Origin of the sequence: Sphaerisporangium melleum (genome assembly GCF_014646695.1) — a bacterium.
Taxonomy (GTDB): domain Bacteria; phylum Actinomycetota; class Actinomycetes; order Streptosporangiales; family Streptosporangiaceae; genus Sphaerisporangium; species Sphaerisporangium melleum.
Window position 1 is genome coordinate 98220 of sequence record NZ_BMNT01000011.1, and the last position, 23674, is coordinate 121893.

Genomic DNA, 23674 nt, shown 5'->3' on the forward strand with positions numbered 1-23674 from the left:
GCCGGTGATCCGGGCGTAGTGAATTACGCTTCCGGGCGATCACATGAAGGTTCTCGTGAACAGGCGGTGAGTTGCGGTGAAACGTCGAAATGGAAGAGATGTTCGGCGTCCGAAGGGCGAAAGGGACTCGTGTCTCTTTGTCCTGTCTTGACTGGTTGAATCGGTCCAAACTGCGGACGGAGTGCCGATCGATGACCGTGGAAGATGATGCGAGGGTGCCCTTGACCCTCGGGTGAAGCTACGTTCAAGCGGTTCGCGAGCGGATTTCGCGAAAGTGTCGTCGACGATCAGGATCTGATGGAGATCTGTCGTGGGTGAGGCGCGGTGATTCCGGCTTTCCCCTCACCTGTCGCACATGGCGGCACGCTTGTCATGTGCACCACCTAAGCATCGACGGCAGGGCTCACGCAAGTCCTCGGATGCAGATGGAATGGCAGATTCGTGCCACGGTCACACGTAGTGATGGTGGTGCGGAAATGTTCACTTAGTCCTGGTTTTTCGGCGCATATGAATGTTTCTCAAGAACCTGCAACAAACTCGGCGTTCGAGTTCACTGGCGCGCGGAGGTCACGGTGCTGCCGGCGATGTCGACGGTGAGGTCGCCCACAGTGAACACGCCTGGCGCGACAGCACAGATTCGATCATGACGCGATCCATTCGAGGATGATTCGCCGAGGTCAGGGCCTGGCGGCGGGGTCCAGTGGAGCCACGGGGCGGTCTTCGGCGGTGAGCACCAATGCGACCGCCGGCGCCGCGTGGCGGCCCGCCCGCTCTGGCATGGGCACCGCTGCCGCGATCTCTTGCGGAGATCGGCCGCAGATGATGTTCGAATATTTCCGATCCTGCGGAGTGGCGCATTTTCGCTTTTCGGTCACGGCGGAAAGTGGAACAGTGCGAGCCGGGTAGATATAACACTCGGGTCGAGCTTGTCAACACCGCCTGCACGGATCCGGAGATCTAGCATAACGGTCAATGGCCACAATGCGCTCCAGGGATACGGACACCACGAAGAACACCGTTATCATGGCATGAAATCCACAATTGGCCGCTGTGTCCCGGGGCATACCCGCAGCCTCTCGGCATCCGGGACGATTGACCTGCTCACTCCGGACATTCTGCCCGTTATGCTCCTCCCTGGTGATCGTCGGCCAAAGCCTCTCGCTCTCGCCGCTTCTCTGGGGAAGAATCCAGTCATGGCTCCCCCGCACCGGCGCTGACGTTCACCCTCGTCACCTTCGAGTCGACGGCGGTTCTCCGAGACGAAGCCAAGGACCTCGTATGCACCATCTCGCGGGCCACCCACGCCGAAGTCATACGGTCACGCTCTTCTCCGCCCGCACCGGCCGGATGTCCGTGATGTTCAATCCGGTGCTCGCGTTATCCGACGTTCGAACCGTCGAGTCGGACGCCTCGACTCGACCCCCACCCGAGAGGACCCCATGACCACCCTGACCACCCCGGTTTCCAGCCTCACCGCGACCGAGATCGAGCGGACCGCCGCTCTGGTACGCGAGGCCGGCCTGGCGGGCGAAAGCGTCCGCTTCGTCTACGTCGGCCTGCTCGAGCCGCACAAGCGAGAGGTGCTCGCGTTTCAGGCCGGTACCGGGCCCAGGCCCGACCGCCGGGCGCGAGTGCTGCTGTTCGACACCGCGACCGGCGACGCCTGGGACGTGACCGTCGACCTCACCGCCGGCGCGGTGGCCGCGATCTCCGACGTCGACGGCTCCCACGGCGGGATGCCGATCTTGGTCGAGGAGTTCATGTCGGTCGATGGGATCCTCGCCCAAGAGCCCGCCTGGGTCGACGCGCTGGCCAGGCGCGGCCTGACCACAGAGCAGGTGAGATGCGCGCCGCTGTCCGCCGGCGCCTTCGACCTGCCTGGCGAGGAGGGCAGGAGGATCATCCGGGTGCTGTGCTTCGCCACTTCCGACCCCAACGGTCACGTCTGGGCGCACCCGGTGGACGGGCTGAGCGCCTACGTCGACCTGGTGGCGAGGAAGGTGACCGAGGTCCTGGACAGCGGTGTCCTCCCGCTGCCGGAAGAACTGAGCGAATTCCATCTCCCACAGGGGCGCCCGGCACCGTTGGAGACCTTGAGACCCATCGAGATCACCCAGCCCGACGGGCCGTCGTTCCAGGTCGAGGGCGACCGCATCTCCTGGGCGAACTGGTCCTTCCACTTCGGGTTCGACGCCCGCGAGGGCCTGGTGCTCCACCAGCTGGCCTACGCCGACCCCGACCACGACGGCGAGCTGCGGCCGATCGTCTACCGCGCCTCCATCGCCGAGATGGTGGTGCCGTACGGAGACCCGGCGCCGGTCCGGTTCTGGCAGAACTACTTCGACACCGGCGAATACCTCTTCGGCCGGTTCGCGAACTCGCTCACTCTGGGCTGCGACTGTCTCGGCGAGATCCACTACATCGATGTCGACCTGGCCGACGAGGACGGCACCGTGCGGCGGATCCCCAACGCGATCTGCCTGCACGAGGAGGACTACGGCACGCTCTGGAAGCACACCGACATCTACACCCCGAACTCGGCCGAGGTCCGCCGCCAGCGCCGTCTGGTGATCTCGTTCTTCACCACGGTCGGCAACTACGACTACGGCTTCTACTGGTACCTCTACCTCGACGGCAAGATCGAGTGCGAGGCCAAGCTCACCGGCGTCCTCTTCACCTCGGCCTACCCCGGGCCGCGAGAGCGGCCCTACGCCGGCGAAGTGGCCCCGGGACTGGGCGCCCCGTTCCACCAGCACCTGTTCAGCGCTCGCCTCGACATGATGGTGGACGGCCTCCGGAACGCGGTCGACGAGGTCGACGCGGTCCGGGTGCCGGTCTCGCCGGAGAACCCTTACGGCAACGCCTTCAGCTACGCCCGCACCCGCATCGAGAGCGAGGCCGAGGGAGCGCGCAGTGCGGACGCCTCGGTCGGGCGGACCTGGCACGTGGTGAGCACCGAGCGCACCAACCGGCTCGGTCAGCCGACCGGCTACGTACTGCACGCCCAGCAGAACCCGACCCTGCTGGCGGACCCGTCCTCGTCGATCGCCGCGCGAGCGGCGTTCACCACCCGGCACCTGTGGATCACCCGGTACGCGCCCGAGGAGCGGTACCCGGCCGGCGAGTTCGTCAACCAGAACCCCGGAGGCGACGGTCTGCCGGCGTACGTCGCGGGTGACCGGCCGCTGAACGGCGAAGACGTCGTGCTGTGGCACACCTTCGGCGTGACCCACTTCCCGCGGCCCGAGGACTGGCCGGTGATGCCCGTCGACCACACCGGATTCTCCTTGACGCCGTACGGGTTCTTCGACCGCAACCCCACGCTGAACGTGCCCGCCGGCGAGGCCGAGCACTGCGGCGACCACCACCACCACGGCGACTGAGAGACCGGCTCCCCGAGCAGAGCACGCGGCTCATGCCCCATCGAAGGCCAGGGGCAGCGCTGCGGACACGCCCTCGAAAGGGCCTTCGTTCTCGGACTTGAAATGGTCGTCGCCCGCTGACGGTCTTCCAGGGCGCCGCGGTTCCGGCTCGCCAAGGTGCCCTGGTCCACGTCGATGAGGCATGCTCGCCGCCCCCGCTAGAGAGGGCAGGATGGAGATCCCATAGCAAAGACGACAAGGATCCACATGACCGTCGTAGTTCACAGTCCCCCGCGCGAAGAGGGTTCCTCTCTGCTGCTCCGGCTCTGGACAGAAGACGACATTCCCGAGTTGATCGACGCCTACCGCGATCCCGTCATGCGCCAATGGACCAGGTTCCACGTCAATGACGAACAGGACGCCCGGCGGTGGATAGAGCTGCAGAGAAAAGGCTGGAACGACGGTGACCGGCTGAGCTTCGCCGTCATCGAATCGGCGGCTGAGAACGACCGCCCCCGCCTGGTGGCCAATGTGGTAGTGAAAGGGTACGTCGCCGGCGGAGACTCCGCCGAAGTAGGTTATTGGACCACCCACGCAGTACGCGGGCGAGGTATCGCCGGCCGGGCTCTCGAGTTGCTGACGACCTGGGCTTTCGAGAGGTTCACCCCGCACGGATTGAAATGCCTCAGGTTGCTCCACCAGGTCGACAACCACGCTTCTTGCCGAGTGGCGCAAAAGTGCGGGTACGGCTTGGCCGAGATCGTTCCCGCTCGACCGCCCTTCCCCAACGACGGACACGTTCACATCCGGCGCGCTCCTCAGGAATCCATCTCCTACGGGTGACCGTGCAAAGCCCCTGCCGTGCGACTTCCGCCCGGCTGAACCCCGGCGCCTTGACCTCAAGCCTGCTTGAAGTTGCATGCTCGGGGTTCACGTCAGCGACCTGATGGGAGTCGGGCGGCATGCGGGTGGTTCGGGTGGTCCGGTTCGGGGGTCCGCAGGTGCTGGTGCCGGGTGAGGCGCCGGATCCGGTGGCCGGGGAGGGCCAGGTCGTGGTCGATGTGGCGGTCGCCGGCATAACGTTCGTCGAAACACAGATCAGGCGTGGCATCGACAAATGGCATTCCATGCCGTCACTGCCCTATGTGCCGGGCGGTCTGGTGGCCGGACGGGTGAGATCGGCCGGGACGCAGGTGGATCCGGCCTGGCTGGGGCGGCGCGTCCTCGCCGGTACCGGAGAGACCGGCGGTTTCGCCGAGCGGGCGGTGGCCGCGGTAGAAGACCTGTTCCCGGTCCCGGACGGACTGGGCCTGCCGGAAGCGGTCGCGCTGCACAGCGATGGCAGCACCGCGCAGGGACTGGCCGAGAAGGCCGCCATCCGCGCGGGCGAGTGGGTCCTGGTCGAAGCGGCCGCCGGTGGCGTCGGCAGTCTGCTGGTGCAACTCGCCGTCGCAGCGGGCGCTCGGGTCATCGGAGCCGCCCGCGGAGCACACAAGCTTGAGGTCATTCGTGAACTGGGCGCTGAGGCCGCGGTCGACTACACCGAACCCGCCTGGACCAGGCGAGTGCTCGAAGCGACCGGCGGCGCGGGACCGGATGTGGTGTTCGACGGCGTCGGCGGACCGATCGGGCGGGCCGCGTTCGAGGTGACGGCCCGCGGTGGCCGGTTCTCGGTGCACGGCGCCTCAAGCGGCGAGGTCACCCTCATCGATCCTGCGGAGGCACGGTCGAAGGGCGTGGACGTGATCGGCATTGAGCAACTCTTCGATTTCAGGCCGAACCTGGTGCGGTGGGCGGAGCAGATGATGTCCCACGCCGCCGCCGGCCTCGTCCGGCCGATCATCGGGCAGACCTTCCCCCTGGAACGCGCCGCCGACGCACACGCGGCGATCGAGAACCGCACCGCCATAGGTAAGACCCTGCTGCTGATCTGACGAAGCGGCGGCGCTTCGAGCAGGAACAGCCGAAGCCCAGCAAAAGGGACCGACCGTCCCGGCGCCCACTCTCTCCCGACCCCCTGCCGGGCCGGACTCGCAGGCGCTGTCCTTCGAGGCATCGAGCAGAGGACGCACACCTATGCGCACGTCCTGCCGGAGGCCGGACGAGAGGCCGTCGATGTGGACGCCAAGGAGCCAGTCGGATGGGTGCCGGAAGCATAAAGGCCGGACTCCCAAGACGGGGTCCGGCCCTGCTGGCTGTAGCGGATGACTGTACTGCGGGCCGAAGCAAGGCCCAACACGCCTGTTTTCGCAGGTGGGCCGCCAGGGACTCGAACCCTGAACCTACGGATTAAAAGTCCGCAGCTCTGCCATTGAGCTAGCGGCCCGGATGGAATGCAGAGTACTGAGCGTACCGCGCCTCGCGCGACTGCCTATCACCTCTCGTGAGGCGCAAGGGCCGCGTCAGGGCGACCCCGACTCCACTACGGGTGGTGCCCTCTCAGGGTACGGCTCAAGCAGCGGGTTCTCGCCGTTCGGCTTCAGGGCGTCACCAGGGTCCGGCCAGGGGGAATCCCGATGTGCGGAGAAGGAGCCTCGGGGCAGTCTGAAGGCATGAACGAGATGAACCTCCACGGTCACCCCACGAAGGAACTCCGTCGCACCCGCCAGGGCAGGATCATCGCCGGCGTGTGCTCCGGCGCGGCCGAATTCATCGGCGTCGACGCCAACATCCTGCGGCTCGCGCTCGCCGTCGCCACCTTCTTCGGTGGCCTCGGCGTGGGGATCTACGCCGTCGCCTGGCTGCTGATCCCGCAAGAGGGCAAGAGCGGCTCCATCGTCCAGGACCTGATCAACAAGCAGAAGAACGACAGCGGTTCCGCCTGGCACCAGGTCTCCTCGCACTGGCAGTCGAAGGCGCCGCAGAACGGTCCGTCCCCCTACGGCGACCAGGGTGCCTGGCAGGCCCCGCAGGACGGGCGTCCCGCCGACGGCGCCTACCAGTCGCCCTACGCGCCCCCCGCTCAGCCCCAGTCGCCCACGTCCGGGAACCGGCCGCAGTCGCCCGTGGACGAGCCGCCGGCGAACGTCTAGGACACCTGGGCGCGGACCCTGGCGATGATCTCGTGACGAGTTTCGGTCCAGAGCACGGCGAGCAGTGCGGCGACGCACAGCCCGGCCGCCCCCGCGAGGGCGACCACCGGCTCTGGACCGAGCACCTGGGCGGCGGCGCCTCCGACGAGGATGCCGGCGCCCTGAGCGGCGAGCAGGCCCGACTGCACCAACCCGAACGCCTGGCCGCGGCGGCCGGGCGGCACACACTGGACGAAGGCGGTGTTGGCGGCGAGTTGGTACGCCCCGCCCACTCCCGCGAGGATCCACAGGCCGAGGACGACGGCCAGTGGAGGCCGCAGCGCACACCCGATGAGGGGCGCGCAGCTGAGCATGGCCAGCCATCCCATCGACCGCAGCCGCCCCGCCGGTGGTACGAACCGGCTGAACAGGAAGGCTCCGATCACCGTTCCGGTGGGCATGGCCGCCATCAGCAGGCCGGTGATCAACGTGACCTCGCGCGCGTCGCCGCCCAGCGTCGCGGCGTACGGCACGGCGATGCCCTCGGGAAGCACGTAGAAGCCGCAGAGCCACGCGAACAACACCAGAGTGCGCAGCCGCCGGTCACCGAAGACCAGCCGGGTCCCCGCCTTGGTCGTGGCCCACATGGAGGCGTGGACGCCGTTCTCGGGCGCCGGAGGGGGACGCCTGCGCACCCAGACGGCGAGGATCAGCGCCGAGGCGAGGAAGGTGACCGCGTCCAGCGCGAGCCCCTGGTAGGCGCCGATCGCCGCGATGACCCCCGCTCCCGCCGCGAAGCCCAGCATCTGCACGGCCTGGTTCGTCATGTTCTGCAGGGCGGAGCCCGCGACGTACCGGTCGCCGTCGAGGATCTCCGGCAGCAGCGCCGCGCGGGCCGCGGTGAACGGCGAGCTGAGCAGCACGACGCAGAACACCAGGACGCACAGCACAGGGAACGGCATGCTCGGCACGGCCATGAGGCCGACCAGGATCGCCCGGACCAGGTCGCACACGACCATGACCGTGCGGCGCGCGTACCGATCGGCGAGTCCGGCCAGCACCGGGCCACCGATGATCGGGGGCAGGTAGGTCAGGGCGTAGACGGCGGCGGTGGCGAGCGGAGAACCCGTCCGGTCGAAGACGAGGAGCGCGAGCGCCACCTGGGCGAGTTGGTCCCCGAGCAAGGACAGACATTGACCGGCCCACAAGGCTCGGAACTCGCCAATGGCGATGACCTCGCTGTACGTCGCCTGGCTTTCGAACGAGCGGCGGTGCCGCCCGGGCAGCCGGCCTGGCCGTGTGGCCGCCATATGACTCCGGTGGGCTCACTATGCCTTTCCTGACAGTCCGTGTTCAGTATGTCACGCACCGTGCCGGGTCCGCGCGTGGTTGGCCGAACCTCGTCGGCGCGAGCGTCTTTTCAGGCACTGCTGTGCAGGATCACGCCCGGATGGCGCCGACCCACCCGCTCTGGCGATGGGACCTCTGCGCCCTACGCCACCGCTGAACGAGGCCGGCCGAGCTTCTCGGAAAGGCGCGTCGAACAGGAGCTATGGCGGCCTACCAGCCCAGTTCGTGGAGGCGATCATCGTCGATCCCGAAATGGTGGGCGATCTCATGAATCACCGTGATCTGTACCTCCTCGACGACCTCGTCCTCCGTGTCGCAGATCTCGCAGATCGGGTTGCGATAGATCTCGATGCGGTCGGGAAGCACGCCCACGTACCAGTCGCCTCGCTCGGTGAGCGGGATACCGGTGTACAGCCCGAGCAGGCCGGGCTCCGGCGGGTCGTCCACGACCACCATGACCACGTTCTCCATGACCTGGGCCAGTTCGGGCGGGATCGTGTCCAGCGCCTCGGCGACCAGTTCCTCGAACTTCTCCCGCGAAACCTCCACCACCGGTCAATCGTGTCATTGACCGGGAGGCGCCACGTACTCATCGCGGCGCGACATGCGTGCGAACCCAGGATGAACCGTCTTGACCGCCACCGACACGCGAGCTGACACCGCGCCGCTATGAGATGTGCGGGATTATCGGGTAGGCAAGGGGCGATGAATTCGATGCGCTGGAAAGGGATCGCCCAGGGGCTGGCGGCGCGCCGTGGCGTCCGCTGGAGCGGCAACGCCCTGCTGATCGGCATCGTCGCGCTGGCCGGAGCATGGCTCGGGCTCTCCATGGGCGCTCACGTGCGTACGGCGGTGGGGCCCGCGGAGATCGGCATGACCCTCCGGCCGTCCTGGGGTGGCCAGACCGTGCTGGACGTGCGGCCGCTGGGCACTCTGCGGTTCGACTCCCACCACGGTCCCGTACAGCTCGCTCTCAGCCTCGACGGCATCCACGCGGACGTCGCCCAGCGGCTCCTGGAGAGCCCGCGCTGGGCCGAGACGCTGCCGGGCCTGATCGAGGCCGATCTCCTGGCCGGCCTGCGCGAGCTGCTCATCAGGGCGGCGCTGTGGGCGGTCGCCGGGGCGGCGCTGGCCGGGCTCATCGTCTTCCGGCGATGGCGCAGCGCGCTGTGGACGGGGCTCGGCGGCATCATGGCGATCGGGCTCGTCGCCCTGCTGTCGGTGCTGACCTTCAACCCGCGATCCATCGCCGAGCCGCGGTACACCGGCCTGCTCACCGGTGTGCCGTCCCTGATCGGCAGCGCCGAGTCGATCGTGACGCGCTTCTCGGAGTACCAGGGGCAACTCGCCAAGCTGGTCACGAACGTCTCCCAGCTCTACCAGGCGGGGGCGAGCCTGCCCGTCTACTCGCCGGATCCGAACACACTGCGCGTTCTCCATGTGTCCGACATCCACCTCAACCCGGTGGCCTGGAGCACGATCCACTCGCTGAAGGACCAGTTCAAGATCAATATGGTGGTCGACACCGGAGACATCGCCGACCACGGGACCAAGGCAGAGAACAGGTTCGTCGAGGAGATCGGCAAGCTGGGGATCCCGTACGTCTACGTGCGTGGCAACCACGACTCGATCGCCACGCAGGAGGCCGTGGGACGGCAGAAGAACGCCGTCGTCCTGGACGGCCGCGAGAAGACCGTGGAGGGGCTGCGCATCTACGGGGTGGGTGACCCGAGGTTCACCCCCGACAAGTCGGTGGAGGTCGACTCAGACCCCGAGACGCTCGCCGACCTCGGACGCACCCACGCCGCGCGGGTGACGCCCTCCGCGGAGGGCGTCAAAGCGGGCAGAAAGCCCGCACGCGCGGCCGCCAAACCGCCTGCCCGATCCTCTCCCAGCGCCACCACGACTCCTTCGGCGTCCCCGTCGGCCTCCTCCCCGGTGGGCGCGGCCGACAAGCCGGCCAAGAAGATCCCCGTCGACGTGGTCGCCGTCCACGACCCGACCATCGGACGGGCGTTCACCGGGGCCACACCCCTCGTCCTGGCCGGGCACGTCCATGAGCGGTCCACCGAGATGCTCCCGTCCGGCACCCGCGTCATGATCCAGGGCTCCACAGGGAGCGCCGGTCTGCGGGGCCTGGAACACGACGAGCCCACGCCCATCCAGGCGTCGGTGCTGTACTTCGACCGGAGCACGCATCGCCTCCAGGCCTGGGACGACGTCACACTCGGGGGCCTCGGCGAGCAGTGGGTACAGATTCAACGTCACATCGAGGCCGACCCCGGTCGTACAATTTCTCCGGAGCCTTCCGCCGCCCCGTCGCCAACGGGGGAGGACGACTCCAGCCCGACACCTTCCAGGCGGTGACCGCTTTGGCATCGGGGGCCCGAGTCCCCTATGCTTCAGAAGTCCCCGACGGAAGACGTCACGGATCCAGGACGAAAGTCCTGAGCCCCCATCGTCTAGCGGCCTAGGACACCGCCCTTTCAAGGCGGCGGCACGGGTTCGAATCCCGTTGGGGGCACGCGCGAGCTCAGGCTCGCCAGCAGGACGGAGGTCAGAAGATCTCCGAAGAGCTGGTAAGCTAAGCGAGCGCAAAGGCCGAGAGCCACAAGCTCCCGGCGACAAGCAAGGTCCTGTAGAGCAGTTTGGAGTGCTCGCCACCCTGTCAAGGTGGAGGTCGCGGGTTCAAGTCCCGTCAGGACCGCTCTGGTAGGTGTCATCTCACCGCCGGGTCAGGTAGCTCAGTTGGTACGAGCGTCCGCCTGAAAAGCGGAAGGTCGGCGGTTCGACCCCGCCCCTGACCACCACATCTGACCAGCAAGAATGCCCCGTAGCGACTATCGCTCCGGGGCGTTTTCGCGTCTGTGACAGCAACGCTGACAGCAACGGCGCCGCCTCCGCTGCAGCGTTGACCATGGCACGCTGATGTTCGTGTGGTTACTTCCTTGGCCTGTGGCGAATGATTCGGACCACGGCACTGTGTTGCCCAGGGCGCTTCGGACGGTTCGTGCCGTCGACACGGCCACGATGATCGAGCTGCTGCGTGAGACCTCACGCTCCACCAAGCCGCAGGCCAGCGATTTTCTGGCTGCCCACCTTGCTCCAGGCGGAACACACTACGTGATCCCTTGGCCACGTAGGTCGTGGGATGTGGCCGTAGAAGGCTGTATCTGTGCGGCCATGGTGCTCAGGATGAACGACGGTGCGCTCATCAAGAGCGGTCTTAACAGGTCTGTACCGATGCAGCGTTTCCAGCAGCTTCCCAAGACGCTGTCACGGTGGGAGGAGTATCAGACGGTCTGGCGCGCCAGGGGCATAAGGCGGGACTTCCATGTGTGGTCCCGAGATCACCGACACGACCACAGTTGCAAGCACCCGCGCTGCGTTGAAGAGCGCGAAGGCCACTGCTCCTGCTACACGTTCTCGGAAGACCTGCGGACAGCGCGTGACCGGCCCGCTGGCTTGGAACGTGGTTCGGCGCAGGAGGCTGTTAGGGGCTTGATGGCCAAGGCGTTCATAGAGATTCGTGCCGTCAGTCACCTGGCGGAGCGCGCGTTGGCTGATGGGGAGACCGATACAGCACTGAGGCATCTGGAGCACATGCGCATGATCGCCAACGTGTGTCACAACCTGCCAGGCGATTTTCTGCCCAAGAGGCGCAAGGCCCGCGAGCGGAAGGCCGTCGAGAGCCTCCGATTCCACCTACGGGAACTCGATCCCGACGATCGTGCTGCCCAGTGGGTCGCGGGGCAGCTGGAAAGTCGGGGGTTCGACTACGTTCCTGTTCTCCGCGATCGGATCAAATGGAAGCACGCTCGGTAACTGCGTCACCGAGCGTGCTGACCAGCTGTGAAAAGGGCTCGGCTATCCGAGGGCATCTCCCAGCTTGCGCAGGGCGGTGCGCTTGTCGTCGAGCGATGCGTGAGCGTAGATCGTCATGGTGACCTCGATGTCGCTGTGGCCGACGATGTCGCGGACGACCTGGGGCGGGACGCCGAGGTTGAGCAGGAGCGTCACACAGGTGTGTCGGAGGTCGTGAAACCTCATCTCACCGAGACCGGCCGTCTTGCGGATCGCTCCCCAGCTTCGCCGAAGGTTGTCCGGTTCCATGGGGGTCCCGCGGCGAGAGGGGAAGACGAGGCCGTGTTCTTCCCATTCCTGCCAGCGGTCCGACCGTTCGGCGAACTGACGCTTACGGTGCTCTCGGAGCGCTTCCACGCAGATCGAGGGCAAGGGGACGGTACGCGCTGAGTCCTCCGTCTTCGGCCGGACGAACTGAAGGCGGCCGGCGACACGCTGAAGGGTCTGCACGACTTCCAACGTGCCGCCGTCGAGGTCGACATCTTCCCAGCGGAGCCCGAGCAGTTCGCCGCGTCGCAGGCCGAGGCAGAGCGCCAGGACGTACAGAGCGTAGAGCCGATGTTCCCGAGCGGCCTTGAGCACCGCACGGGCCTGGGGCACGGTGAGACCACGGTTCACCTTGTACTTCGGCACGGGGACTTTCACCAGCTTGGCCGCGTTCCGGGGGATGATCTCTTCCCGGACGGCGCACTCCAAGGCGTTCCGAAGTACGGCATGGACCGACTGAACCATCCGGGTCGACAGCCGCGACTCGCAGCACTGGCCCTTCTTGGCAGCACAGCAGACGGGCACCTCGCGGGAGGCGTCCCAACCATGCTTACAGCACTGACACTCGGTGCGAGTGCGGGTGACGAAGAGGCGAACATCCTGAGCGTTGAGCTTGTTCAGCCGCCGGCTACCGAGACGGGCACCAGGTGGAGACGGACGACGCTCTCATAGCCCTGGTACGTCTTCGGACGCCGTTCTTCTTTGACGATGTGCTTGAGCCAGTAGTTCAGGTAGTCGCCGGGTCTGTCCAGTGATCGGCTCTGTCTCTCTTTCGGTGGTGACGGAGCGTTAGCCCAACAGGATTCGGTGGCGGAGCAGCGCGAAGCCGGCCCGGCCGTGCATCTGGCGCATGATTCGCTTGGTTTTGGTGTTCACGCCTTCGGTGCCACCGTTGTGGAACGGCAGGGTGATGGCCGCGTGGACGGCGTCGCGGTCCTGGTCAAGGCCGCGGATGAAGGCGTGCAGGTGAGGCAGATCGCAGGTTCGGGCGGTGATGATCCATGCGTCAAGACGCTCGGCGTTGCCCTGGCGCGGCCGGAGCAGGTCGGCGAAACCGCGGACGAGTTCGGCCAGGTCGATCATCTGCGGGCAGGCGGTGGTGAGGTCGTCCAAGAGGCACCGGTGCTCGTCTTTCAGGTTGTCGGGCCGGGTGAGCAGGAGGCGGGCCAGGCGGCGTGGGGAAATGGGCAGACGGTCGGCTTCGACCCGCCCTTGGGTGATATAGCGGTAGAGAAGGTTGAAGCTGCCCGTGTAGCCGAGGGCCTTGATCTCGTTGAACAGGTGCAGGACGGGGACGGCGGGTCGTCGGCACGGCGGTGCCGCAGGTGGTCGCGGTAGGGATCGACGAGGGTAGAGCGGTACTGCGGAGCCCGCTGCAGGCGCATCGGTTCCTCCACACGGGCGTAGCGTTTGACCGTGTTGAGGGACACGTTCAGTCGGCGGGCGCATTCCAGCAGCCCGACGCCCTTGCCGAGTAGGTCGTGGACCTGATGCCAGCGCTCGCGGGTGGTCTGCGCGCGTTTCCCATCTTGTATTGGTGGCCCGGCCTTGGCCCAGCAGGCACTGTGTCCGGCTACTTCTTTCAGGACGGCCTCGCCGAGGTTGTGCCACAGGTGCCAGCGATCAGTGACCTGGATCGCGTCCGGCAGCGCCCGGCGCACCGCTTCGGCGTAGGCGCCTGAGCCGTCCCGGCACACCACCTGCACCCGGGATGAGCACGCAGCCAAGCCTCTAGCACGTCGGCGGTGCGGCCAGGCAGAACGTCGATGCGCTCGCGCGTCTGGGCGTCGATCAGCACAGTGGCGTAGCGGTGCCGCCGGCGCAGTGCGAAGTCATCCACCCCCAGCACACGAGGCACCCGAGGTTGGAGCGAGGGAAAGCGCAGCAGAAGGCGCAGCGCGGTGTGCCGGGACAGGTCAACCGCCAGCGCGGATAAGGCACGCACACCGGCCCGTCCAGCCAGTTCGCGGACCACCGCACCGATCTGCGAGGTCAGACGTGTGGTGCGCCGCTGGTAACGCTCCAGTACGTCAGGCAGTTGTTCGCGGAAGGTCTGACGGCAACCGCGAGTCGGGCAGACCAGACGGCGAACCCTCACCACCACCAGCACACGGCGTGCATCGACCGGGACATCGGCAACGGTCCGGTCGTGATAGCCGTGCACGCGGGTTGTCTCAACCCCGCACCCCGAACAGGCGACCGCCCAGTCCGGGGTTCGCGCAAGCACCCGGATTCGCTCACCCTCGTCCTGCACGTCGTTCACCACCAGCGGCGACAACCCCGAGAACACTGCACTCACAAGCACGTCAAGATCAAGCATGACTCACTGTGAGGCAGTAGAACCTTCCGTCACCACCGAATCTGCGACAGAGCCGAAAGAGAAGAAGACAGAGCCGAAGACCGTACAGTCCCTCCTGCTTGGGTTGATGCTTGACTCTGCAGCCTCGGTTGAGGGTTGACATGATCAACCCGTAGTCGTGCCGGGTGTGCGACTTGCGGCAGAAGAGGATGTCCGGCCGCCCCCTCCGATAGCTCGACAAGGTCTATCCTGAAGGGCTTTGCTCACAGACGGAAGGTCCTGATGGAGATCAGATCGCTTGAAGAGCTGCAGGCGCCTGACGAGAGGACTCTGGGGTTTACTCCACTGGGGCTGGGTGGATTGATGAAGCCGGAGGACGCCGCTGCCTACCAGCAGGAGCTCGTCGCCTCAGCCGATCTTGTGGATCTGATCCCTGAACCGGTCCGTAAGAGCTTCGAGCGCGTCCGGAAAGTCCACAGCTACGGCGTCCTCGACTACGAGATGTTCACCGTGGCCCATGATCAGGCGCAACTAGTGCTGGAGTACGCGCTCCGGGAACGGTTCGTCGAATATTTCGGCGGAACCGCCACCTTCGTCGATGACAATGACACGGAACACCAGCTCACATTCACCTCAGTTGAGGACCTTCGCGATGAACTTGGGCGGCGCAGGCCGCGGCGCAGGCGGCGGTCCCAGGGGCCAAAGCCGCCCCCTTGGCGGGTGCGGACACGCCGGACCTCCCGCCTAGTGAAGTTCGACGGCATGCTGACGGGACTTCTCGCATGGGCTCGCGAGGAGGGTCTGCTCAACGGGGCCTATGCCCGATTTGCCCACAAACTGATCGTCGAATTCCGCAATCGTGTGGCCCATCATGCCGGCTACTACCTACTCGCGCCCGTGGAGTCGACGCGAGCCATCCGAGACCTCGCTGAGATCATCAACCAACTGTGGGGTGTCCCGACGCGAGATGGACGACTGCATCCCGCACCGCTGGGACGCAGTCCCTTCATCATCGGTTGGGACCCCACTCGCCGAATCATCATTGGACCCGCCGAGCAACTCTTTCGTACCCCACCGAATCTTGACCTGGACGAGTTCACTTACCTGATCGCCCTGGCCGTGCCATACGACCCTTGGCTCGACCGGTTCGATGCCCGCTTCGAGACAACCGTCTATCCGACAGAGTGGCTCTGGGGACCTGGCGCTTGGTCCGATGCCCTCGCCTGGTTCACCGCCGAACGGCCGGAGCCCGACACCATCGATCCTCTGGATCGCCACCTGCTGGTCCGCTTTAACGACGGTCGGCTCTACTTACCGCAGCAGGTACCCGTCGCGGCAGGCCTCCTCGACGAGGACCGAACCGGCCACTGGTACCTGGTCCGTGCCGACTTCCCGAATGATGCGTTCAATCATCTTCGGCAGAAACTCACCGGAAACCGTAACTGTGCGGAACGGCAATGCAGACAATGTGCGGTGGAGATCATCACAGAAGGAGCCTGGGAACAGGTCATGGAATACCTAACGGCTATCGAGAATCCACTCGTCGCGCGAACGACACCTGACGCGTGTACGCCGCTGTGGTCGTTGCGATGGAACGAGATCCATGCTGACTACTGGACTGTCCCGTCGCCTTGGTAGCGTCACAGACGCGCTGCGCAGACGATACATCGATGGCTTCCAGCAGCCTTGATGGTTCCGGAACGCGCCGACGAATGGGCGCCGGGCTCGGGGTACTTGTCCAAGCACACACTCTCATCGGCAAGAGAGCGCGGTCAGCGGCATGTCCGGGCGTTCGCGCCCTAGTTGCTTAGGCCCTCAATGCCCCTTCTGACTGCCTGCTCGTAGTCGGCCTGAACGAACTCGAAGAACCGAAGCCCGCACCGCCAGCGCGACAGCAGCCCGTTCGGTCTGGGTCTGGGCGTGCCCCATATCAACCGCGCGAACATGCGCTTCGGCTGAACTACCGCGGCGCGGCCAAGCGCTCACAGATATTTCTCGACGTGGTCTTCGTCGTAGTCTTCGTCTCCGTTCATCATCATGATCGCGCGGCCATGGTCCATGGCCGAGCCAATCTCCGGCGGTATGGCGCAGTCAAAACAGAGGTCTCCGCCATGGTCTGTGTCGTAGTCGCCTTCTCCGTCGAGCACGTCGTTGTACGCGGTTCGCGCGGCTGGGACACTGAACCTGTCGCCGCAGTTCAAACAGCTCGCCATGCCTGCACTCTACGCCGCGCGCATGCCGTTCATTTGAAGTACACCCTGGACGACGAAGCGTCCGAGGTTGTCGCCTGGGAACTGTCCGAGGTGCTGCGGCTCTGGAAGGTTGGCTTTGCTCCACATCCGGAGTACATCACCTCAGATGTGGGAGTTTGCAGCATGACGTGGACGTGCCCTGGCCCGCCGCTACGACCTGGCCCAGTTGGGCTTTCTGCCGGGTTAGGGACCGACTACTTGCTACGGACGGGCCCATCTTGTCGCCCGCGACCGTGGCAGGCCGGCACCATGTCGACGGAGCCCGCTCGATGAGAACTTTCTCTACGCCTTTAAAGGCGGCCCGCTGCGCGGCCCGCTGGGCGCGCCGGTCGGCAAGCGTGCCCGGCTGCGGCTCTTCGGCCGGTCCGGGCACGCACCGCCCGGCGCGCCCGAGGGCCGACAGAAGCAGCCAGTAAGACGGTGAGTCGCTCCCTGCGGTCCCCGTCATGCCAACTGAGAGCCGGCCACCTGCAACCCGTCCCGCTGGCCACCGTCACGGAGATCACTGCACTACGGCATGTCGAGAACAACATCGTGCTCGGATGGTTTTCCAGTAAGTTCCCGTCATCGTGGCTGAGTTAGGGGTGGGCCATCACGCAGATATAGGTTCCGATCGCGCCGAGGCTGGTCACCGCACAGGGTTGAGGGCGATCGAAGGTCCGGGGCATCGCCCCGGCCCGCCGAGCGACCACGGTGCACCTGTGCATTCTGCTGGCCGGGGACCATGCCTTGGTGATGTGCGGCTGTCCGCTCGGGGAAAGAACATGCGGCCTGACGGCCAATCCAGGCCTCCGGGAGGCGGTTGCAGCTCCGGAGTACTCGCAAGACACATCAGTCTACTACCGGCTTGAGCACGTACCCGTCGATGGCGTGTAAGCGATGTGGTAGTCCATCTAGCATACGATTTAACGACCCTAAGTCCTCAGATGTAGCGAATACGATTTGGTGATCCACCGAATCTTGTGCGGCACGCTGCAACAAAGCCCGGAACGAGATTTCCTTAGCACTCTGCTGGCGCGGCTCGTCTAGTACAAGCAGTAGTGGGTGATTGGTGGCCAACCGCTTTGATATTTCTAGAAGTCCGAGGAGATAGGCCCAAATAACGCGGATCGAGTCCGAAGCAGAGATGTCGGCCTGTAAGTCAAATTCTTCTCGCCGAGGCAAGTAGTCGACGGGAGATATACGCAATCTCTCGTCCGAGAATGATCCGAAGTCGTAGGAGCGTAGTTGATCGACGAACGATCTTTCCAATAAATTGAGTTTTTCGCGGTCCCTCGGTGATAGTCGTTCACTAGGTAAATCCCCTAGAGCTGCACGGACAGATCGCCCGTCTTGCCCTAAGCGTTCAAGCTCGCCCATAAGTCCATAGAAGCGCTCTCGAACTGACTCATAACGATCAATACGCTCGCGGAGTCGCACCTGACGAGTTATTGCCTCCACCGATGGCGTTCCGTTAGGTGTGCTGAGCGTCGTCCTAAGCGCTCGTATCTGTGACCGGAGATCAGCCGATTGTGCCCGGATAGCTGCCCAGCGTTCCGTTTTTGCTTCCAATGTTCGCCGAGTGTCGCGCTCCATGACTTCAAACAGTTCAATCTGTTGCTTGATGTAAGCTGCTGTATCTTGTGCAGATAGGGTCCTAACGGGGGTTGGGGTGATTAGAAGAGAGGTTGGCAACTGTTGGTGGCAGACTGGACAGTCGCCGTGCAAGCGCTCAAGGTCTTCAGAACCCAAGCGCTGCAATGTGATGATGTCTTGGTGCTGACGTAGATCTTCCCGTAGGGCTTCTAGCCGGTCTTGCAATGAGTGCAACTCAGTCTGCTCACGCAGGATTTCTTCACGCAGCAAGGCACTAGCTTCACGGAGTGCATCAGCCTCCTCGAGCGCTGCGGTCAGTCGGTCTTCAGATTCAGACTCGTCGTCCCGGACGCGTGGGAGCACTGCCGATTCAAGACGACGATGCTCCTGCCTCAATTCTATGAGGAGATCATCAAGCCCAATCCAATTCGAATCACGGCTCTCAGCAACCATCGGAGGCTCTTGGGGAGGCCATGCTACCGTCAGCGTTTCTGGTAGTCCGATAGTGATAAGCCCTTGCCCTCGTATGGCATCCTTGAAGGCTTTTACTGTCGCCTTCCAGCCATTCTGCAACTGGGTTTCACGACTCCGAAGACGTAGGCGTTCTGCTTCGAGCTTTCCTACATCCAGATCAAGTAGGAATTCGATGGAGCGCCGACGAACATCGGAGACTCCAGAGAAGTAAGGCATCTGAGCTTGTATGCCACCCCAGCCTCGGCGCTGCTCCACAAACAGGAGAGGGAAGACCTGCTCCATATACAGGGGTGACACGCGGCCGTCTGTGGCTGGTAGTTCGGGTAATTCCCATCCAATAAAGGACGCCAGCCAGTGATGAAAGCCTCGGGGGTTAGCCGCTGCACCGGCCCGACCGACGTAGTAATCCTGCATCTCGTATTGCCCGGGAGCGGAAAGCGCCGGCCCGTGCGCAACTCGCACAAGACCTGAGCCGATCTCATCGTGCTTAACCCAACGAGTGATAGTCGCTACAGTGTCGTTCTGGCCCTCAAGTTCGATGCTTACCCATGAGGATAGAACTGGAGTCTCGCCTTTCGTATTCTGATCGTAGATTAGTCGATCACGCATAGCGGCGGTAAGTGAATGTGCGGGACGGGCTGTAATCATGCGCTCAAGGCCAAGCGCAAACAAGAAACTTTGCACTGCCGTAGACTTGCCACGAGAGTTGTCTGCGCGTAGAACCATCAGGCCATCAGCCATTGGGATGTCTGCGCCGAAGCGCCCCCTGCCGGTTTCCGCTCTAAGCCGAAGATACCGGAACCGTAGTCGGCTCATGCTGTCCGCCACTCAAGCACTCGCTGCACCTCTTTTTGCGTGAGCTTCCCAGGAAGTAGGGCAAGGAGTTCTCGCTCCCGAATAAAGATCTCAGTCTTATTCAAATCCTCTACCACCCTTCTGCCGGATGCTGTCAGCTGGAAAACCCGAGAAGACTTTTGTTCGAGTAACTCAAGCCCAACCGCGAGATCAAGAGCGCGATCTAGAGCAGGGTCTAAGCGAACTAGAGGGCGCTCCGGCATATCTTGGCTATTTCTGAGTGCTACTAGCAGGTCCATATTGTTCGGATCCCGGACAGCCCAGTTGAGTAGCTGCAATGCCTTCCAGCTGGCGCCCGATCCGCGGCTCTTTGCTACCAAGAGAAGTGCGAGTGGCACTCGACGTTCTGGGCGCAAAGTTGCAGGAATAGGGTCTGGTTGACGCGTGAAATCGAACGGAACATCAAGGATCTCAAAAAAATCCGTATCCCATGAGGCGCTCATGATACTGTCCGGAAGCGCAAGGGGCAGCGCATTAGCCATTCACCAACCTGGCCCAAGGCCAACGTTTGGGCGTCTGGCTGGCGTATGCCTCCAACGTTGGTCTCTAGATCAGCCTGATACTCTTTGATTAGGTTGAGCATTCGCCTATCTGGCGATTCAGCGCTGAGCTCACTTTCAAGGTCAAGATAGTCCTGCCGCAACTGGCGTCGAAGTTCAATGGCTTCCCAGGTGTCGGGCCACTCGCGCAGCGCCTCCATCACCTGCTCCTTTGCCAGGAAAGCGCGAATGAACCGATCACGCACTACCACAATATTCGCACCTGGTGAGCCTTCTTCTAGCACCGACAGCTTTCTCTCCATCACCCCAACAAGCTGTGGCTTCTCGGTAGAGAAAAGAGATACCTGCTCGTCGGCTACCTTAGGTGAAGGGACCATCGCTTTCGCGGAGGCATCAATCTGCGCCGCACGGACTTCCGCCGGATAATCAGTAGGAGTCTTTATTTTGATGGAGAAATTTTGGCCGATGAAGCTCAGTCCGTAGCCGCGCACCGCCTGCGCTCGCTTGTTGGCATATTCAACCAACTCGACAGCATGATATTCGGGCACCATCAGGAAATAATGCTCGAGAATCAGACCGTCCAGCACTCCTTCTAACCTCGACGCGTATGTCTTGAGTTTAGCTGTATCATTATAAAGCTTTGTCTTCTGCTTATCGGTGCGATGACGCAATGTGAGCGAGTCGCGGTCGGCATAGCATTGGTAGGCAATCCCGTCTGTGGAATAGCCTTCAATGCCGCAGTCTCCTCCCATGTCGGCCGGCAGATAGACCAGCTTTTCGGGAGGATAGCGGCGACGCAGCAGGCCCCAACAAGTCTCTTCGAAGGCGTCCCCAGGGTCCTGAGCAGGGATGGCTTCCAGGTGATCGGCATCCATGGCAACTTGGAACGTTACTGCGCCACGGCCAGCAGGTCCAGATTTCTGCTGGAGACATGAGTCAGGATGCGCTGCGTGGTCAGCAGCACAAGCCTGGCTTATACGGCCGATCATCGTTGGCGTCGCTGTCTTGCCGAAGCAGGCAAGGGACGAGACTGGACAGTCAGAATGGGGCCGTCTCCCAAACGGTTCACTGCGCCTAGACGCTCCCGGCGCAGGCCACAGCTTCCAGCGCCCAGGAGTAGTCCTCTCGTAAGTGGCCCAAGTCGCGGTCGACTAAGGCAACGGTTTCAGTCCAGCCGCCCTGCGGCATGTCATGACGGCCTGCGCCAAGAGGCAGGTCCAGCAGTGCCCAGCGGTCGAGCACTCGCCCCTCTGCCTCGACAGCAAGGTGCCCCGGCAGCAGTTGCCGTGCGACGAGACTCCACCCATAACGTTCGTGATCGCTTATCCGGTTGGTGCCCTCATTGCAGATGCCGATCTTTCCAGCGCCGAGGGCGTTGTTCACGAGCAGGTATAGGTAACCCGGGCGGTTAGGCTGGAAGCCATACTTGGCGCAGTGACGACAGGGGGCGCGTTTGCGCTGGGTCACCTTGTCGAGTGTGGGGGCTACGCGCTTACCACAGGTGATGTGCCTTGCCGGCCAGGGAAGCTTGACGCTGAGGGGGACGGGGACAAGTGGCGTTAATCCTGCGTCTTCCATGATCTCTAAAGCGGTCTCGGGGTCTGTGGCGACCCTCGCACAGAACCGGCACTTGTACACCGTCTTCCTGGCATTACACAGCGTCGGTTCGACGATCTTCTTGCACCTCTGGCACCGACTGCGCCAGGCAACGTTGGAGCCGGGGTAGGTGACGAGTGGCTGCAGCCCCAGGGACAGCATCTCGGCGTGGGCTTCCTCGTCGGTAAGGCGCATGGTGCCGGAGCAGTAGTAGCACGCGCCGTTGCCTGCGTAGGCGACGCTGGAGTACCAGACGTCGATTTCCTTGCCGCAGGTGTTGCAGCGACACCGCCACGTGACCTGCGTACCGGGGAAGTCTTCCAGCGGCTCGACACCAGCTGCCCGGATCACGGTCACTGCCGCCTCAGGCCTTACCCGTCTCTTCTCCGCAGCCTTTGCGGAGCTCTTTCGCTGGCCGCAGTAGAAGCACGCACCCTGTCCCCTGGTGATCACGCTGCTGTACGAGGACCGGGTCTCTCGCTTGCACGTCTGGCAGATGCCCGGCCATGGCTTGTCTGCCCCCGGATACGACACCTGCGGGTCGGTTCCCCGATCCCTCATCGCTTGAGCTCTGGCTAACGGATCGATCCGGGCCACGATGCCTTCCCCACCTATGAGTTGACGGCTGTTCATGCAGATCGGCAGCGATCAGAACATATCTGCGGGCACTGACAATTAGCACGCGTTCGCCCAATTAGCACGCGTTCGCCGTTGATCCCGAGGGGGTGTACGCGGACGAGGTGGAACCAGCGTGCGAGGCGTTACGCCAGGCGGCTGGCTCACTGAGGCATGCGGTCAGCCGGCATGGGCGCGTCGGACCGCCGATTAGCCGTGAAGGGACCTGACAGTTCGCGCTGGTGGTCAGCTGTCATCAGTGACTTGTGCACGCTCAACTGCTGGGGTAAGGGCGTCAAGGCTCGCCCTGCGTTAGCGAAGCAGGGGTCATTCCGCCACTGTCTGAACGAGCTTCCACATCTCTTCTTCTGGGAGGACGCCGCGGGCGAATGTCTCCGTCCACCCCCGCTGTGGCATGTCTGTGGCAGACAGGAATGGTTGCAGGCCACGTGCCCGCAACTGCGCGATCACCGCCTGCTCGGTTCGCTCAGCAAGTTCCCCAGTGTCGAATAGCTGTGACCGGTAAGCGTCCCAGCCGTGCCGCTGGTGTTCGTGGATCCGGTCGTACCGCAGGCCTGCGCCGGTTACGCCAACTTTTACGGCTCCGAGTTGACGGTGCAGCACCACGTACACCAGCGCGGGTGCGTCGTAGTCGATTCCGCCGGTCGCACAGAAGCGGCAACCGTGACCAGGGCGGTACAGGTTCGCCATGCGCGGCCTGATCTCGCGACCGCAGTCATTGCACGTGCACAGCCAGGGCTTGTTGACCGAGCCTGGAAATGGGGTCAACGGTATGAAGCCGCGTTCCATCATATACGCAGCGGCCTTAGCGGGATCAGTGGGAGCCAGTCCGACGCAGTTCGCGCAGCCGATTCCATTCCGCACGTGCTTCAGGCGAGGATTCTGAACGGTTTTACATACCAGACAGAGGCACTTCCAAGGGGAACCCATATTTGTGTATGGCCCCTGGGGTTCGAATCCTGCGGCGAGCATCTCAGTCGCTGCTGCTTCGGGGTCCAAAGGCGCGTTTCCGGCGCACTTCTGGCAGGGTCCTCCACCAGCACGGATGTTTCCCAACCTGGGAGCTACTTCAGCAAGACAGACTAGGCAGGTGCCAGGCCATGCCTTCCCAGTTCCCGGGTACGGAGCGGTCGGCTCAACGCCTACTTCCATGATGTCAGCGATCGCCTGGGCAGAGTTGGCCGCGAGCATGCGATCACCGACGATACGCATCGCGCACGGTTTGCAGCCCACGTGGCCCCGTCGAACGCTGTCCAGTCTTGGGTGTCGGAGTTGCCCACACGCAGTATGAACCGAAGGCCACCGCTCTCGCGAGCCTGGATATGGAGCAACGGGTATGAAGCCCTCTTTCTTCATGTCAATGATTGCCCGTGGTGCTTCCTTCTCCAGCCACGCAGCGCGTACCTTGTCAAGGCGGCAACTATCGCAGCCGGTACCCTTGTCCTTCACGTTGTTGAGCGTTGGGTACGTGATGTGCCCCTGCGCTAAGCAGCGACTCTGCCATGGCGTAACAGATCGACCGGGATATGGCACGAGCGGTTCAAAGCCGCCCTTGCGCATGTGAGCCACTGCTTCTTCATCTGTAAGCCTGCGCACGGCAAGGATCCTAGGCCCCTTCCACTATCGCGTGTCG

At 63.9% G+C, this 23674-nt stretch carries 17 protein-coding genes, 4 tRNA genes and 1 pseudogene; 10 read left to right on the forward strand and 12 right to left on the reverse strand.

The features are described from left to right. Positions 1–1439 precede the first annotated feature (1439 nt). The 3 genes from IEY93_RS11770 to IEY93_RS11780 all read left to right on the forward strand — a co-directional run bounded on the left by IEY93_RS11770 (position 1440) and on the right by IEY93_RS11780 (position 5296). Positions 1440–3383, forward strand: coding sequence for a primary-amine oxidase (locus IEY93_RS11770; protein ID WP_189163045.1), 1944 nt, complete (start codon positions 1440–1442; stop codon positions 3381–3383). Between the two features lie 246 nt (positions 3384–3629). Next, on the forward strand, positions 3630–4205 hold the full coding sequence (locus IEY93_RS11775) for a GNAT family N-acetyltransferase (protein ID WP_189163046.1): 576 nt from the start codon (positions 3630–3632) through the stop codon (positions 4203–4205). A 158-nt stretch (positions 4206–4363) separates the two neighbouring features. Further along, positions 4364–5296 carry a zinc-binding dehydrogenase gene (locus IEY93_RS11780; RefSeq protein WP_308425749.1) on the forward strand — a complete coding sequence of 311 codons (933 nt, stop codon included), beginning with the start codon at positions 4364–4366 and terminating at the stop codon, positions 5294–5296. 320 nt (positions 5297–5616) lie between these two features. Here IEY93_RS11780 and IEY93_RS11785 read toward each other — a convergent pair. Then, positions 5617–5688: transfer RNA gene (locus tag IEY93_RS11785), tRNA-Lys, on the reverse strand. Positions 5689–5914: 226 nt separating this feature from the next. Between IEY93_RS11785 and IEY93_RS11790 the strand changes: the two genes are divergently transcribed. Further along, positions 5915–6394 (forward strand): PspC domain-containing protein, encoded by a 480-nt coding sequence (locus IEY93_RS11790; protein ID WP_229691057.1) that lies wholly within the window; start codon positions 5915–5917, stop codon positions 6392–6394. On the opposite strand, the gene IEY93_RS11795 is transcribed toward IEY93_RS11790, so the two are convergent. Both IEY93_RS11795 and IEY93_RS11800 read right to left on the reverse strand, forming a co-directional pair. Beyond that, a complete protein-coding gene (locus IEY93_RS11795) occupies positions 6391–7683 on the reverse strand; it encodes an MFS transporter (protein ID WP_189163048.1) in 1293 nt (430 codons plus the stop codon). The genes IEY93_RS11790 and IEY93_RS11795 overlap by 4 nt on opposite strands. Positions 7684–7933: 250 nt before the next feature. After that, on the reverse strand, positions 7934–8275 hold the full coding sequence (locus tag IEY93_RS11800; protein ID WP_189163049.1) for a metallopeptidase family protein: 342 nt from the start codon (positions 8273–8275) through the stop codon (positions 7934–7936). 153 nt (positions 8276–8428) lie between these two features. On the opposite strand from IEY93_RS11800, the gene IEY93_RS11805 reads away from it, so the two are divergent. From IEY93_RS11805 to IEY93_RS11825, 5 genes are all read left to right on the forward strand, one after another. Beyond that, a complete protein-coding gene (locus IEY93_RS11805; protein WP_189163050.1) occupies positions 8429–10090 on the forward strand; it encodes a metallophosphoesterase family protein in 1662 nt (553 codons plus the stop codon). An 84-nt stretch (positions 10091–10174) separates the two neighbouring features. Next, a tRNA-Glu gene (locus IEY93_RS11810) sits at positions 10175–10247 on the forward strand. Positions 10248–10355: 108 nt separating this feature from the next. Beyond that, positions 10356–10430, forward strand: a tRNA-Asp gene (locus tag IEY93_RS11815). Positions 10431–10456: 26 nt separating this feature from the next. Beyond that, positions 10457–10533, forward strand: a tRNA-Phe gene (locus IEY93_RS11820). Between the two features lie 220 nt (positions 10534–10753). Beyond that, positions 10754–11548 carry a hypothetical protein gene (locus IEY93_RS11825; RefSeq protein WP_189163051.1) on the forward strand — a complete coding sequence of 265 codons (795 nt, stop codon included), beginning with the start codon at positions 10754–10756 and terminating at the stop codon, positions 11546–11548. Positions 11549–11590: 42 nt separating this feature from the next. Here IEY93_RS11825 and IEY93_RS38045 read toward each other — a convergent pair whose 3' ends face one another. From IEY93_RS38045 to IEY93_RS11835, 3 genes and pseudogenes are all read right to left on the reverse strand, one after another. Then, a complete protein-coding gene (locus IEY93_RS38045) occupies positions 11591–12220 on the reverse strand; it encodes a site-specific integrase (protein ID WP_229691058.1) in 630 nt (209 codons plus the stop codon). A 251-nt stretch (positions 12221–12471) separates the two neighbouring features. Further along, entirely contained in the window at positions 12472–12606 is a 135-nt protein-coding gene (locus IEY93_RS38050) for a tyrosine-type recombinase/integrase (RefSeq protein WP_308425750.1), read from the reverse strand. A 37-nt stretch (positions 12607–12643) separates the two neighbouring features. Continuing rightward, positions 12644–14174: pseudogene (locus tag IEY93_RS11835) on the reverse strand (ISL3 family transposase). A gap of 261 nt (positions 14175–14435) precedes the next feature. Here IEY93_RS11835 and IEY93_RS11840 point away from each other — a divergent pair. After that, positions 14436–15791, forward strand: coding sequence for a hypothetical protein (locus IEY93_RS11840; RefSeq protein WP_189163052.1), 1356 nt, complete (start codon positions 14436–14438; stop codon positions 15789–15791). A gap of 344 nt (positions 15792–16135) precedes the next feature. On the opposite strand, the gene IEY93_RS11845 is transcribed toward IEY93_RS11840, so the two are convergent. From IEY93_RS11845 to IEY93_RS11870, 6 genes are all read right to left on the reverse strand, one after another. Continuing rightward, entirely contained in the window at positions 16136–16366 is a 231-nt protein-coding gene (locus IEY93_RS11845; RefSeq protein ID WP_189163053.1) for a hypothetical protein, read from the reverse strand. 870 nt (positions 16367–17236) lie between these two features. Further along, positions 17237–19138 (reverse strand): coiled-coil domain-containing protein, encoded by a 1902-nt coding sequence (locus IEY93_RS11850; RefSeq protein WP_189163054.1) that lies wholly within the window; start codon positions 19136–19138, stop codon positions 17237–17239. Positions 19139–19266: 128 nt separating this feature from the next. Continuing rightward, positions 19267–19752, reverse strand: a complete 486-nt coding sequence (locus tag IEY93_RS11855; protein ID WP_189163055.1) for a hypothetical protein — start codon at positions 19750–19752, stop codon at positions 19267–19269. Continuing rightward, entirely contained in the window at positions 19749–20684 is a 936-nt protein-coding gene (locus IEY93_RS11860) for a hypothetical protein (RefSeq protein ID WP_189163056.1), read from the reverse strand. The genes IEY93_RS11855 and IEY93_RS11860 overlap by 4 nt, the downstream gene beginning before the upstream one ends. A gap of 199 nt (positions 20685–20883) precedes the next feature. Then, the gene (locus tag IEY93_RS11865) at positions 20884–21858 is read right to left on the reverse strand and encodes a hypothetical protein (protein ID WP_189163057.1); all 975 of its coding nucleotides are present in this window, start codon (positions 21856–21858) and stop codon (positions 20884–20886) included. 489 nt (positions 21859–22347) lie between these two features. Then, positions 22348–22731: a hypothetical protein gene (locus IEY93_RS11870; RefSeq protein ID WP_189163058.1), complete on the reverse strand. Its 384-nt coding sequence runs from the start codon at positions 22729–22731 to the stop codon at positions 22348–22350. Positions 22732–23674: the final 943 nt, after the last annotated feature.